At 47.0% G+C, this 14,382-nt stretch carries 11 protein-coding genes; 6 read left to right on the forward strand and 5 right to left on the reverse strand.

Annotated elements, in window-relative coordinates:
- The first annotated feature begins 406 nt into the window (after positions 1-406).
- Positions 407-1,699 (forward strand): hypothetical protein, encoded by a 1,293-nt coding sequence (locus tag GZ78_RS10810; RefSeq protein ID WP_034835340.1) that lies wholly within the window; start codon positions 407-409, stop codon positions 1,697-1,699.
- A 61-nt stretch (positions 1,700-1,760) separates the two neighbouring features.
- Here the strand turns inward: GZ78_RS10810 and GZ78_RS10815 are convergent, their stop codons facing one another.
- Positions 1,761-2,609, reverse strand: coding sequence for a hypothetical protein (locus tag GZ78_RS10815; protein WP_034835342.1), 849 nt, complete (start codon positions 2,607-2,609; stop codon positions 1,761-1,763).
- Positions 2,603-3,859, reverse strand: a complete 1,257-nt coding sequence (locus tag GZ78_RS10820; protein WP_034835344.1) for a hypothetical protein — start codon at positions 3,857-3,859, stop codon at positions 2,603-2,605. The genes GZ78_RS10815 and GZ78_RS10820 overlap by 7 nt, the downstream gene beginning before the upstream one ends.
- A 170-nt stretch (positions 3,860-4,029) precedes the next feature.
- On the opposite strand from GZ78_RS10820, the gene tamA reads away from it, so the two are divergent.
- The 4 genes from tamA (at position 4,030) to ppnP (ending at position 9,925) form a co-directional block, all read left to right on the forward strand.
- On the forward strand, positions 4,030-5,748 hold the full coding sequence (gene tamA, locus GZ78_RS10825) for an autotransporter assembly complex protein TamA (protein WP_051786055.1): 1,719 nt from the start codon (positions 4,030-4,032) through the stop codon (positions 5,746-5,748).
- A complete protein-coding gene (tamB, locus tag GZ78_RS10830) occupies positions 5,745-9,038 on the forward strand; it encodes an autotransporter assembly complex protein TamB (protein WP_034835345.1) in 3,294 nt (1,097 codons plus the stop codon). Before tamA ends, tamB begins: the two co-directional genes overlap by 4 nt.
- Before the next feature lie 141 nt (positions 9,039-9,179).
- Complete coding sequence (locus tag GZ78_RS10835; protein WP_081869832.1) at positions 9,180-9,563, forward strand: zf-TFIIB domain-containing protein; 384 nt, start codon at positions 9,180-9,182, stop codon at positions 9,561-9,563.
- 80 nt (positions 9,564-9,643) lie between these two features.
- On the forward strand, positions 9,644-9,925 hold the full coding sequence (ppnP, locus tag GZ78_RS10840) for a pyrimidine/purine nucleoside phosphorylase (protein WP_034835347.1): 282 nt from the start codon (positions 9,644-9,646) through the stop codon (positions 9,923-9,925).
- 60 nt (positions 9,926-9,985) lie between these two features.
- On the opposite strand, the gene GZ78_RS30645 is transcribed toward ppnP, so the two are convergent.
- Together GZ78_RS30645 and GZ78_RS10845 are read right to left on the reverse strand one after the other, a co-directional pair.
- Positions 9,986-10,108, reverse strand: a complete 123-nt coding sequence (locus tag GZ78_RS30645; RefSeq protein ID WP_269078756.1) for a hypothetical protein — start codon at positions 10,106-10,108, stop codon at positions 9,986-9,988.
- Between the two features lie 215 nt (positions 10,109-10,323).
- The gene (locus GZ78_RS10845; protein ID WP_330217611.1) at positions 10,324-10,752 is read right to left on the reverse strand and encodes a flavin reductase family protein; all 429 of its coding nucleotides are present in this window, start codon (positions 10,750-10,752) and stop codon (positions 10,324-10,326) included.
- Between the two features lie 204 nt (positions 10,753-10,956).
- Between GZ78_RS10845 and GZ78_RS10850 the strand changes: the two genes are divergently transcribed.
- A complete protein-coding gene (locus GZ78_RS10850) occupies positions 10,957-13,353 on the forward strand; it encodes a helix-loop-helix domain-containing protein (protein WP_034835349.1) in 2,397 nt (798 codons plus the stop codon).
- Here GZ78_RS10850 and GZ78_RS10855 read toward each other — a convergent pair.
- Complete coding sequence (locus tag GZ78_RS10855) at positions 13,329-14,273, reverse strand: D-2-hydroxyacid dehydrogenase (RefSeq protein WP_034835351.1); 945 nt, start codon at positions 14,271-14,273, stop codon at positions 13,329-13,331. The genes GZ78_RS10850 and GZ78_RS10855 overlap by 25 nt on opposite strands.
- Positions 14,274-14,382 lie beyond the last annotated feature (109 nt).

The raw sequence follows: 14,382 nt of genomic DNA on the forward strand, positions 1-14,382 counted from the left end.
GTGACCATAGTTGCAAGAGTAAGTACCACAATCGACCGGATAGATTCCGACAGATTTCCAGCTCAGCTAAGCGTTAACGCCTATACGAACTTCATTCACCCTGAGGCTTTTAGAAGGATGCTGGTCATACATTTTGACAGGTTCAGTGCCAACGGTATGGGGTTTAGCTCTTAGGAATAGTCCCGAAATAACTTCCCGATTATTCAGCTCTGTCTCGTCATCCCCGCGAAGGCGGGGATCCACTGTTCGTGGCGGACTCCTAACTACGTGGGAATGACGAAAATACGGAAGTTATTCCGGGACAATTCCTTAGCTGTACTAATGCACCATAACAATGATTATCTGGTAAACTTGAACCCAATGAACTCAGGCTCATAATAATAAATCAGTATCAGGAAGTTCGCTCATGACCGCTCTGGCATTCCCTACCCTGAAAATAGATCATATAAGCTACCAGATTAATGGCACTGAAGTCAGCCCTGAGGGCATTCCTGAAGGAAGCAGCTATTTAGCCCAATTCAGCTTTCAGGAAGTCGTCCTTTTCACTCTGTTTTTTTCTGAAGACGACCTGATCAGTGAAATTGTCGTGGGTAACCAACAGGAAATACCCGACCCGCTTCTTTATACGCAGCTTGTCTGTGACCACCTGTCTTTAGCCTATGGCCATAAGCTCAACCCTGATCTTTCAGTCAAGGCGATCGCTACAAAGGAAAGTCTCAGCGGAGCATTCACTCAGGAAAACTGGACTACAGACACCACCCTGTCACTTCCTGTTGTCCTGTTCAGATTTGACATTCACGAGAAAGGCGACGGAGGCTATTACCTGATCATCCGGGAAATATCCGGTTACGCCATTGAAGAATACTGGACCCAACCTGTTACCAGCCCCTCCAGGACGAAACATTTTAATACTGACAAGGAACTGCTCTGTATTGAATACTCATTCCCTTTTATAGATCAGGATGAAGCTCTTGACTTCAGCACACTTTATCGGGAATACACTCCCATCGGAGAGAAGACACTTCTAAGCCACATTACTGACACCGGATATATTTTCCCGGTTCTAGATGACCCGTCGCTGGTTGAACAAGCCTCACCCTGGTTAACACTGGCGATATACCGGAATTTTGACGGAGAAGGCGAGAATCTGAGGGAAGAAGAACTGGAGTTCAAGGAACACTACCTGACTCAATGGGCCAACATCAATAAAGAAATCGAGTGTGAAGAGTTGATGCAACAGCAAGCGGTTGAGTCGGCCAACATTTACGGTGTGCCTGAGGAAGCTCGAAAAATTGTGATCCAAGCTTATTGGCGAGACCTGCATAAAAGAAGACACTTGCTCAGCCCTGCCGCTGCAAATGGCTCCGACATCTTGACGCTATTTGCGCCCGATGAAGAAAAAACATCCTGGACACCTCTGGAAGCTGGCCAGTCTATCCAGCAAAGCTGCAGTGCCAATCTGGAGGGGAAAATCCTATATTACACATCGACCATTTATGACGACCAGAATCGCGTCCTCAAAAAGCGCTACTTCCATCAACCCGACGAGAAACAACTTTTTATGGAAGATACTTACCATATTGATGAGGAAGGGCGTCTTGTGGATATCTCACGGGAATCTGTGGTTGATCAGAGCCAAACACGCCATCATCAGATGCAGCGGAGGCATTACGAGGGCTTGGAATCTATTATCAAATAGTCTCGAAGCCTTGAATCAGGAGAGAAAACCATCAGTCTATGATTTTCTTTCCCTGAGCAAATCAGTCTCCCATGTACTCCGGCTTATCTGACCAGTCAAGAGGTGGAAAATCTTCAGTCACCCGCATATCCGGACATTCTGCCATGACCCGGTCATACTGTGCCTGGGCTTCTGGTGACAACGTCAGTTGAATACTGTTGATGATATTATCAATCAACTCATCCATAGGCTTGTCATCGATCAGATGGGCTTCTTTTTCTGCGCTACCGTTGTAATATTTGTCAATATCAAAACTGACTAACCCTAAACAGTGATCACCCAGTGGGAAAACAAAACAACGCTCTGGAGCTGTTTTCTCATACGACGGCGGCAACTCGTCAAACTTTACCATAGGGACAGTCAGGTGACCCAATACCTGCCAGTTGACAGGTGCCGTCCATCGAGGTTTGCTGCTTAAAGGGATCTTATCGTACGCATGAGCCGATGAGTTCAGAAAGTTGGCTACCCCTGCCTCAAAGGCGCGGGGGTGAAAAAAAGAGGCATTCTCATTGATACCCACTGGCTCCAGCACACAAAGCCCCATATTGACCTCTGCCTTAACGCCACTAAACCATGGCCCCATGAAAGCCCAGGAACGATTCATTATTAATTGATATCGCCAGTTCTGATCCGGATTTTCATATTCACGAAACAACTGATCCGGCAAATAGTTATGGTTGTATTTAATACGGCGATAGTTAATCGAAGAGCCTTTATATTGAGGATTATTCTGGGGCAACCCAATCACAAAGTCATTACCAGCCAGTTGGCAACGATAATAGCTGGCACGCTTGAAGTTCGGCCCCATGGGAGTACAAAACCCTTTGGTTCTACGGAACTCCAGCCGGTTATATTTCAGCCAACTCACCATCCCAGCTTCCTCTTGATTTGACGGTGGCGATCCGGCAGCGTCTGCTCCACGAGCTGATTGCCCAACTTGGCGACTGGTTTGGCGGCTACCACCGCGCCTAAAAACACCACCAGCGCCGGATGGGCCGCCATTAAGGCTGATACTGATATCTGCCCCGTTGTAACCCCCGCCTGGGTTGCCAGAGCAGAACCCACTGTTGCCAATATGGCCCCTCCTCCATGCAGGCTGGTTCCTAATTGATAAAGATCTTTGGTGGCATGACCAGCATGATATTCTTTCCCATGACGTAACCTGTTACCAATCAGCTCAAACTGGTCGCGGTTGCCCATATAGTCCAGTAGTCCCCGTTTGCTGAACTCAGAGGGGATATTCAGCTTTAGCTTTTCTGCCAGCTTGTAGGCTTCATTGGCGGACGTTCGAGGTCTGTAGAGGAAAACAGTGTGGTTTTCCAAAGTCACGTTACGATCGGTCAGCATTTTCATGGCTTGTGTCAGCACACCAGAGCCACCGTATTCTGCGACCCAGCCCACCCCTTTTATATTGCGGGCATCATACATGGTTTGGGCCAGCAGATAGGCCGATTCATGGAGCGACTCATTATCCAGTGGCCGAGTCGCCTCTTTATAATTGATCAAGCCCCCAATTTTTTTGGTGCCTGGCGTGTAGTGAAGATCAAAGCCATTCTGGTTAACTCTCTGAGTACCACCAGAAAAAGGGGCTGCAGCCAAACTATCAGCGCCCTCCTTAGCCGCTTTTCCGACTTTATTATAATTTCTTTCAGAAATAGCAACTAACCGGTCTTTTTCATTTTTTATATTTCCATTCTCTTTCAGTGTTGCTGTCCAAACTCCTCTCCTCCCCGTTTGCTTCGCCTCATAAAGTCCAGGTCTTTCAGCTCCCTGCTGCAACTGAAAGTAATTCAGATCGGGTTCAAGGTTCACCACAATAAAAGTGTCGTCTGGTCGCTTTTCCACGGTCACCTTGCAACCGGGCAGCATCATGGTGAACTCTTCATAACCACCCTGGACGAGATGGTTCTTTTTGACAAAAATATTATTCTGGTGAGTTCGGCCGGATTTGAGTGACTGGATACCTTCTATCGTTAACCGCGCCCAATGCTGCCCCTGGTTAGCCAGGGTAACCAGACTGTCATAAACCGGCCTTATATTCGGAGCACATTCCACTATCTTGCCGCCATATCGCCCTGCTATCGGGTCATTGGCTCGACTGGCCTGATAAACAACTCCCATGTAAGGATCTCCCTGACGTCACTTATTTTTTTCCTTGGCTGGCATTCTATTAAGGTTTGCTGAAAAATGGCAAGCTGAAAACACATTCTGCACATTAGCGGCTGAAGGAGTTTTTGCAGCAAACCGACTATGTTTGACTGAATGGGAGTCATGGAATCAAGAACAATCACATGCAACCTGTTTACTGCCTTCTCACTCTGCTTTTTCTGTTATTTTCAACAGGAAAAGCTGCTGCATTACTCTATGAAGTCGAAGGTCTGGAAGACGGGCAAAAGCGAAATGCCGAACTTTTCCTGCAAACCTTGCCTCAAATAGAGCCTGATCAGCTACCCCGCTATCAGAGCAGTATCCTTGAAGCCGTTCAGAAATCTCTGCAAGCTCTAGGCTACTTCAGTCCAACCATCTCCATGGAGATAGATAGCAAGGACACAGACCAGCTCAACATTCATGTTGATCCGGGACAACCGGTGCTTATTCGCAATATCAACATTGAGTTAAAAGGGGACGCTCGAAAAAATCGTTCGTTCAAACGAATCGTCAAACGATCCCCTCTAAAAACAGGAGCCGTATTCAATAGTGGCGAGTATGAAAGCCTTAAATCTGCTCTTAACACTCAAGCCCAGTCTCTCGGCTTTTTTGATGCTCAAATGTCGACCCATAACGTCAAGATCTATCCAGAAGACTATGCGGCTGACGTTAAGCTGGTTTTTGATTCGGGTAAACGCTACCGTTTTGGGGAGATTGTTTATGGCGAAATCCCGGAAAACACCATAGTCCTGATTCAGGAAATGTTGACCTTCAAGCCCGGCTCAAAATATCGATCCGTCCGACTGGGCAATCTGAACAAGGATCTTGCTTCTACCGGCTATTTCCAACAGATTGATATTCGCCCCATGAGAGATCGCATTGAAAACTATCATGTGCCGATTTTTATCAATATCACCCCCAATAAAAACTATGAAATAGAAACCGGAACTGGTTACTCTACCGATGAAGGGCCACGACTATCACTCACCTGGGATATCCCCCTGATTAACGACAGAGGGCATAGCCTCACCAATGAAGCTCTGATCTCTGCGCCCAGATCCGAGCTGACCTCCAGTTATAAAATCCCCTACGGAAACCCATTAACTGAATTCTATGACCTCCAAGTCGGTTATCAGTACAAGGAGCAGGAAGACACCATCAGCAATCTGGGATCGACTTCAATCCACAAATGGAAAAAGAATCCCCAAGGCTGGGACCGTGACCTGTTCTTCAGAATTCAGTACGAAAGCTACAAGCAGGGTCTTCAGAACGGAGAAAGCTTGCTCGGCATTCCAGGTATATCCATGAACAAGCGGCGAGCAAAGGGAGGCAAACTGGATCCGGCAAGTGGCTACCTGATTATGTCCAAGACTGAGCTTTCCGACAAAGTGTGGGGGTCAGATCAGAGCTTTGTGAAGCTCTGGGGACGCACCAAAGGCCTGACCACACTGGCAGAAAAGCACCGTTTTATTGGCCGCATTGAGCAAGGTGCTATCTGGATAAATGACGTCAGTAAAATACCGCCATCCGTTCGCTTCTTCACAGGAGGAGATCAAACCGTAAGAGGCTACAACTACGAGAGTATTGCCCCTAAGGATGCCAGCGGAAAACTGATTGGGGCCCAATACACGACAGCGATCAGCATGGAATACAACTATCAGTTTTTGGATCACTGGCGAGCAGCACTTTTTGTGGATTCAGGAACGGCTACCAATGATTACAAAGATGACTGGAAGACCGGTGCCGGCTTTGGTATTCGCTGGGTCACACCACTCGGAGCTTTAAGAGTCGACCTGGCCTTTGCTGTCAGTGAACCTGGCGCCCCTTATAAACTGCACTTTTCCATGGGGCCAGAAATATGAGGACGGCTGTTCTTTATCTGCTGAAGGCTCCAGGAATCCTGATCATTCTTGTCTCAACTCTTTGTCTGGCGCTGTTTCTGCTTCTCACTCACACCGGCAATCTCTGGCTATGGAACCTGGCTCGCACCCAATTACCTGAACTTCAGGGCGAACTGATTAAGGGATCAATTCCTAATGGCATCGTCTTTCAGAATCCGGGCTGGGTTGATCAGGATATGGCGATCACAGCAAACTGGCTGACTCTGCAATGGCAGCCAGGAATGCTGTTCGAAGGAAAACTGGTGATTGATGAACTGCTGCTGGAAAACCTTGCCATTAAACTGCCAGCGTCTGATAAAGAACAAGCACCCTCCAGCGACAAGATGATATTGCCAGAGATAAAACTACCTCTACCCATCACTCTTAAAAAAATGACTCTCGACAAGGGCACTTATGAGCAGGGTGAGATTAAAGAAGCCGTGAGCGCCCTCTTTCTGTCTGCTGACGCCCGGCAATCCCGAATCAATATCAATACACTCAGAGTTGAACACGCCCTTGGAAAGGCCAGTCTGGAAGGAAATATATCGCTGAGCGGTGATTATCCACTGTCAGCAGAAGTAGATATTCATCCAGCCCCTTTGAATAGTGAACTTCAACCAGAAGAGCTGAGCCTTGCTATTCAAGGCTCCCTGACGGACTACCAACTGAATGCCAGAGCCAGGGCTGTTTCAAACTTTTTATCCACACCTGAGACTCAGAAAGACACTGAAATCTACGCCACCCTCAAAGCTCAGGGGAGTCTTGAACACATTGCCATTCAACGACTTTCTCTCTCAACTCCAGAAGGCAATGCAGACGTCTCTGGCCAGCTCGGCTGGACACAGGGTATCTCCTGGAATGGAAAGATTAATCTCAATTCCCTGAATACTGCCAACCTTCTACCGGAGTATCCCGGCACCCTCGATGGTGTGCTGGAAAGCCGTTTCAATCTGAAAGGTCAGTACTGGCACCTGGTGGTTTCTGAAATGAATATTACCGGGGAGCTCAGAGACAAACCTGTTTCACTCTCTGGCACTCTGGACGTCAACAGTCTTTTTAAATGGAAAGTGGATCGCGTCAATGCCGAGGTCGGTGACAACCGGTTGAGCGCTCACGGTCACCTTGACGAACAATGGAATATAGAAGCAGAACTCAATGCTTTGAATCTGGCAGAACTTTATCCGGGACTGAAAGGTGAAGTAAAAGGTTTAATCAATATTTCAGGAAGCAAACAGCAACCCTCACTAGACTTTCAACTGGACAGCACCTCCATTCGATACTTGGACACCGCCTTTAAAGGCCTCTCTGCAAAAGGCAATATTGAAAAGAAAGAACAGTTACTGGGTCAGGCTCGTATCAGTATTGATTCAATGAATCAGGGCAGCCAAAAGCTGAGCCAGATCTTGCTGGAAGCCAGAGGCAATGAAAAACAGCATCAGGTCCGACTCTCAACTCAAGGCAAAGAACTCAAAAGCATCATCACTGTGGCAGGCAGCTACAGTAACGAACAGTGGCAGGGGCAGCTGACTCGCAGCGACCTGAATACCCGGTTCGGTCACTGGTCTTTGCAAAAGCCCGTTGATATCAAAGCATCAGCGGTCAGCGCTTCATTCTCACCATTCTGTCTGGAGTCATCCCCTTCCAGTATCTGTGTTCAATCAAACCATCTGAGTAAAGATACCGGTCAGCTCTCCTTTAATATTGACCAACTGGCTCCTGAGCGATTTAAAGCCTTTTTCCCTGCCGAATTTAACTGGCAGGCTTTCCTCTCCTCCCAAGGAGAGGTCCGCTGGAAAGACAACCAGCCAGAATTAACCCTGAACCTCAGCTCCACACCCGGCACACTCCAGGCCTATGACCTTTCGGGTGATTACACCGAGCTTGCTCTGGAAGCCAGCATTGCCAACAACCAGCTTCGAAGCTCTTTAAACTTTCTCTCCAACAAACTGGGACACAGTAACCTGAGCATGGCTGTTGATGATTTACAGGATCAAAAAACACTCACCGGCCAACTGAATGTCGATCAGTTACTGCTGGAAATATTTGCGCCATTTTTGCCAGAAGTCAGCAAACTGAATGGTACTTTTTCTGCCCGGGGACGACTGGAAGGTACACTGACCAAACCCCTCTTTTATGGTCGACTGGCCATTGAAAACGGCTACGCCAATACTACCCGGGAAATTGTCAGCGTTTCTGAACTGAATACCTATCTGAACGTGAACGGCGACTCCGGCACGATAGAAGGCAAAATGCAGGTAGGCCAAGGCTCGCTTGACCTGGGAGGTCAACTGAACTGGAAAGACCTTCAGAAGCCTTCTGGAAACATCACACTGGCAGGACAAAACCTGGATGTTAAATACCCAGGCATTGGTGAAATCAGAGTCTCTCCCGATCTAAAACTGACACTGTCAGAGCAGATTGAGCTGACAGGTATTATCCGGATCCCCTGGAGCCGAATTAATATCAACAGTCTTCCGGAAAATGCCGTTTCAGTATCAGACGACGTTGTAATAATACAAAAAGGGCAAACATCAGAATTCAACGAACAAACCAGCAAACGGTTTTCGATGAAAGCGCGAATAGAATTGGGAGATGATATACGACTGGATGCCTATGGCCTCAAGACCAAACTCGCAGGGCATCTCGATCTTCTGCAACTCACCAATAAACCCCTTGAGGGGCACGGTACCATTAAGCTGATTGAAGGACGATACCGGCAATTGGGCCAGGACTTGTTGATCAAAGACGGGAAGATCATTTTTCAGGGGCCTATCGACTCCCCTTATTTATTGGTCAATGCCATACGAAACCCGGATACCATTGAAGACAATGTCGAAGTCGGCATTAACGTCAGCGGCCCTGTAGCCAAGCCGGAATGGAGCGTTTACTCCAGTCCTGAAATGCCTCAACAGGAACAACTTTCCTACCTGCTGCGAGGCAAAGGTCTGGAAGGCGATGACAGCTCCAGTGCCCAGGCAATGCTGGTAGGTATCGGAATCTCTCAGTTTGGCGGCATTGCCACGTCCATTGGTGAAACCTTTGGCTTCAGTGATGTCTCCCTGGATACCGAAGGCAGTGGTGAAGACACTCAGGTCACCATCGGTGGCTACATAGCGCCAGGTCTTCGCCTTCAGTACGGTGCCGGTGTTTTCAGTTCAGTCAGCGAAGTGAAAGTGCGTTATGAACTGATGCCCAGGCTCTATCTGCAAGTTGTCAGCGGTCTGGCACAGGCTGTGGATATCTTTTACCGTTTTACCATCAAACATGACTGAATGACCGCATTACAACTTCCATTTTTGTGACCATGAAAAAGTAGTAATATACTGCCTCGGGAGCCTGTCGGACTTAAGACAATTTTGGCCTGAATTCCAACAGACTCCTGGCTAATAATAAAAACCGCAGAAGGAAGTTGTATGGAATGCCCAAAATGCAATAACACTATGTCAGAGATCCCTGATATGGCTTTGTCTGCATCTAAATGCAATGGATGCCACGGCATCTGGTTTCGCGACGGTAGCCATGAAACTGCCAAAAGCATTAAGGACAGCGGTGAAATTGACACGCCCTCCAACAACGCAGCCTCTGCCTATAACTCTGTGAGAGATATTGATTGTCCCGAGTGCATGAAAAAGATGATCAAAATGGTGGATAAGACTCAACTGCATATTGAGTTTGAGGCCTGCACCTACTGCAATGGCGTTTTCTTTGATGCCGGTGAATTCAAAGATTATTCAGAATACAAAATACTGGAGCGGGTTAAACAGGCTTTTCAAACCCTGAGATCCAACCTCTCCTGAGTCACTCATCACAAAAAGACCAACAGTCCATCGTTTCATGGCTGTAGATGACGAAGTAATGATTAAGAAGAAGGAATACCATGCTGGAAGTTAATGAGTATTTTGATGGACAGGTAAAATCTATTGCATTTAAAGGTGAATCACTCCCCACCACCGTGGGCGTTATGGCACCGGGCGAGTACGAATTTGGTACCAGTCAGAAAGAAACCATGGCCGTTGTCAGTGGAGCCCTCACCGTCAAGCTGCCTGACAGCGATATCTGGCAAACCTTTCGAAGCAACGAACACTTTATTGTTGAAGCTAATAAAACCTTTCAACTGAAAGTAGCCAGTGACACCGCATATCTTTGCACTTATGAATAAATGTTAAACGACCAGGCTTTAACTTTGTGATTAAAGCCTGGCCTCTTCAGCCTCTTATGGTCAGGAACCCAGCCCACCCATCATCAGATATTTAACTTCCATATAACACTGCTGTCCGGTTAAAAATCCGGAATAGCTGGAAAGTGCCTGTCCCTGTTGTTTAAAAAATTCGGTATCTGGCACTTTCTCTCTCCCCTGAGCCTGACAACATGACTTTAAATCGTGACAGGTGCTTCCCATGCATTCATTTGCCCCCGGTAATAAACTAAGGAATAGTCCCAAAATAACTTCCTTATTCAAATCTGCTCAAAATCCGTTCGGGCTGAGCTTGTCGAAGCCCAACGCCATAACCCTTCGACAAGCTCAGGGCGAACGGAATCCGGGTGAAAATCGGGAAGTTATTTTGGGGCAAATCCTAAAGGAGCACTGTCTTGATCCAGATGGATGTGCTCAACCTTTCCTACCAGAATGGCGTGACCGCCTCCGTCGTATTCGTTCCAGAGGCTGCACTCAATCGTCGCTACAGAACCTTGAATGATGGGAACCCCCGTCTTCCCTTCCCTGACAGCAATGTCTTGAATAGCTTTCGCCTTGGCTTCTCCTTTTTTGGCAAAAGCAAAGGCAGGCCCAGCCTGATCCGAGGCCAGGATATTAATGGCAAAGCGTTTTCCCTGAGTCAGAACAGGATAGGTGTCAGAGTTGTAATTCGGACAGACGAACACCAAAGGAGGAGACATGGATACAGCAGTGAAAACACTGGCAGTTAAACCAGTCAGCTCCCCTTTATATCGTAAGCAGTAACAATAGTAACCCCCGCAGGGAAGGATCCAAGAGCCTGCTTATAGAGTTCTTCGCTGATCATTTTTATTCTTCCTCAACCCATCAGGTTAGTGATCAAATCATAACTGAACGAACGTTCGTCTCAATAAATATGACCAGAAATAGCTCTACCCATTCCAGTCAGGGGAACTTCGTCTATTTGAATGAGTCAGATGAATGATTAGATAAGCTCAAATGGAGAGCGACCTGCAATGGATCTACAGGCAATAGCCAAACCCACTGGACCAGTATCCTCTGAAGCGTTTGATGAACGTGAAGTTTACCCCTGTGTCAGAAAAAGTTTTGGATTTTATTTTCTCAACACCCTGCCTGTAAAAGTTTTTAGACTTCTTGAATCAGATCGGGAACACTTTCTGGGAAAACCCCTGTGTGACAGATTGAAAAGAGACACCAATGACTGGGATATCTACCAGATATCCAACATCAGACCGTCCCTGAATGATCGTAACCCCAGTGATCTGGCACACAGCATGGCTTTGGCTTATCGAAGAACAACTGAATCAAGCAAGGATATGCCTGCCACGCCGGATGACCCTACCTCTCTGGGCTACAACTGGCAATATCACAACACCACCAGCATCAAACTGCCTAAAGCGGATCACTTTGATGAAGGCACTCTCATTTCCGTCTTCAACTCGGAAGAAAAAAGAACACTGACCATCAAAAACCATGAAGATACGACTCATCTTGGCCTGCACGCCTGGAAAGGCCTTATTTTTGAGAGAACAACCGGACAGAATGGCAACCCCGTCTGGAGAAAGGGTGCTGAGTTTGACTCGATAAAAAAACAGTACATTCAGAGTAATCCGCTGGTCTTTGATATCCCCAGAGTCTTTGATACTGATGGACGGCCTCTCCCCCAACTGCCGACCGAAGGCGAACTCTACCCAACGACAAAAGTCATTCAGGATTTATTTGAGCTCAAGCATGGAACACGGCCAGAAGCATTCAGAACATCGGAGCAAATGATCCCCTGGCTGAAAAACCTGAAGGAAGATGGAGCTATCAGCTTTATTGTCCAACACCCTTATGCCGCTCATATGATTGCCGCCCGAATCATCAGGAGAGATGGCTATCTGGTCTGCTATCTCCACGAAACACTGGATGGCAGAAATAAACACTCTGAAGAGATTTATGAAGAAGTGAAAACTGCCCTGAAAACCGCCTTCCCCAAAATGAACAGAGCGATAATGACCCCTGCCTTTGAAAGTCAGAAAGATTTCTCCTCTTGCGGTGTTTTTACTAAAAAAACACTGTGTGCCCTGGCCAAACCGGAGAATAAGCTGGATGAATGGTTTTTGAGACAAGCCCAAGTACCAGAGACACCCAACGGTGATAAACCAAAATCTAAAACAAGAGATCTAATAATTGATCTGGTGGAGTACCCTGCTGTTCTCCTAAAGCTCTATCAGGGCTCAAAGGAAGACCTGAACCAAACGGTACCTGTTAATGCCATTAGTCCACATGCAGGCCATAAATTGATGGACGCTGTCGTCCACAGAGAAAAAGTAAAAGACGGAGTTAAGATCTCATCACAAATGACTCTAAAAGAGTACCGCGAGTATCATAGCTACAAAAGCGTTCTGAATGACACGAATTGTGGTGCGCAACAACTAGAGTACTGTCTGGTCAGTACCGGAAAGCGTTACAAAATGCTGATGTTATGGCGAGACCACTTTCTTTCTGATTCTGACACAACCGCATCTACCACAGATACTTCTTCTACGTCAGAGCTTTTAACCCTCAGAAAGCGCAGCCACGACAGTGCTTCAGAAGCTCACGTTAATAGCTACTCAGAATCAGATCTGAGCGAAGATGCCCTGAGAATTAAACAGGAACACAGTTATTCGCTTTCACCTGATCATACTTTGCCTGCGGCCAAGAAAAAGTCACCGTCTCTCCCAAGAAAAGAAGAATCCGAACCCGTTGACGGCCCATTTTTATGTATTAAAGCTACCGACCAGAGAGAGTCTGAAGCCAATGACGGTAGCAGCGAAACACTGGATAGAACCGTTGCCCCACACAAAACCAATCACAAAACCAAACACAATATCCATGAAAGATTAGCCACAGCAAACATGAGTAAATCTTATAAAGAGCTTCTGACGCAGCTGCCTCTTCGCTACAAAAAAGGGAGCTCCAAAACAGAGATACTGCGCGCTGCTGCCGAGTTTATTCAAGATAAACAAAACCGTCCTCTGAGCGACTTGCAACTACAACCGCATATTGCTCCCTCACAAACAACAGACCCAATAGAATTAACTTTTTCAGCTGAAGCTGAGAATACCTCAAAGCTGACCAAGAAAAATGCTCATAACCAGATTGAACGAAATCGCCGGGCTGTCATTAATCAATGGCTCGATATACTGGCAACGTTAATACCCGACCCAGAAAAAAAGAAACGTTCGAAGCAGGCGATACTGTTGGCAACTATTGCGAAAGTAAAAGAGCTCCGACAAGTAAGCACAGAGCCACTGTCCGATGATGACGAACAACCTGACAAACACACGACCTCAAGAGTTTGCAGCCCTGAATTAATGGAAATACAACCCCAATGCTCCAGTTACGCCTCAAGAAAGCATTCATAGTGTTGTGCTGCAAGATTTATCAGTCTCTGCCTCGACTCAAGACTTCCCCATGCACAATGGGGAGTGACAATCAGATTAGGTAATGATGTTCTGAGCAGAATATTGCCATTAACTGGCGGCTCTTCTGTTAAAACATCAAAGCCGGCTCCCCCCAAACGCCCTGATTCCAGCGCTTTGGCCAAAGCACATTCATCGACCAATCCACCTCTGGAAGTATTGATCAGAATAGCGGTGGACTTCATCAATGAGAGCCTGTTCTGATCCAACAGGTTGGCAGTGCTTTCATTCAAGGGGCAATGCAAACTAACGACATCTGCCTGCTTAAGCCCTTTATCCAGCTCAACCCGGTCATTCCCTTTAGTACCCGAACCCGGAACAGCCGCCTTCAACACCGTCATTCCAAAAGCTTCTGCCAACCTGGCTGTAGCCTTGCCTAAATCACCAAAGCCAATGACCAGTAACGTTTTACCTTCCAGCTCTATAATGGGGTGATTCAACAAACAGAAACTATTACTTTTTCCCCAGGTACCATTCTCAACATCACGAGAGTAAGCAGGTATCGAACCAGCCAGGGAGAGGATCAAAGCCATAGCGTGCTGAGCTACCGATGCAGTGCTGTATCGCTCTATATTTTGAACTCTGATGCCCCGGAGCTCACATGCAGCCAGATCAATATTGTTTGTTCCTGTCGCCAGCACTCCGATATAGTGAAGGTTGGGCAGAGAAGAGAGCATCGACTCATCAATAACCACTTTATTGGTAAAAATTGCTACAGCATCACGACAGCGTTCAACCACATTTTCAGGCTCACTGGTATCGAATACCTCCAGAGATAAAGGAAGCTGCTGAAAGGCAGCCAGAGAAACATCGTCTCCTAACGTTGCAGCATCCAATAAAACAGCTTTGTTGGTTTTACTCACACTTTTTCCTTCATTTCTTTTTCAGGCGAAGCGTTTTCAGGCGAAGCGTTTTCAGGCTGCTATTCTGATCGTTATATAAGACAGACACAGCCCCGGTAAACAGGAGGTA

The sequence above is a fragment of the Endozoicomonas numazuensis genome (assembly GCF_000722635.1).
Taxonomy (GTDB): domain Bacteria; phylum Pseudomonadota; class Gammaproteobacteria; order Pseudomonadales; family Endozoicomonadaceae; genus Endozoicomonas_A; species Endozoicomonas_A numazuensis.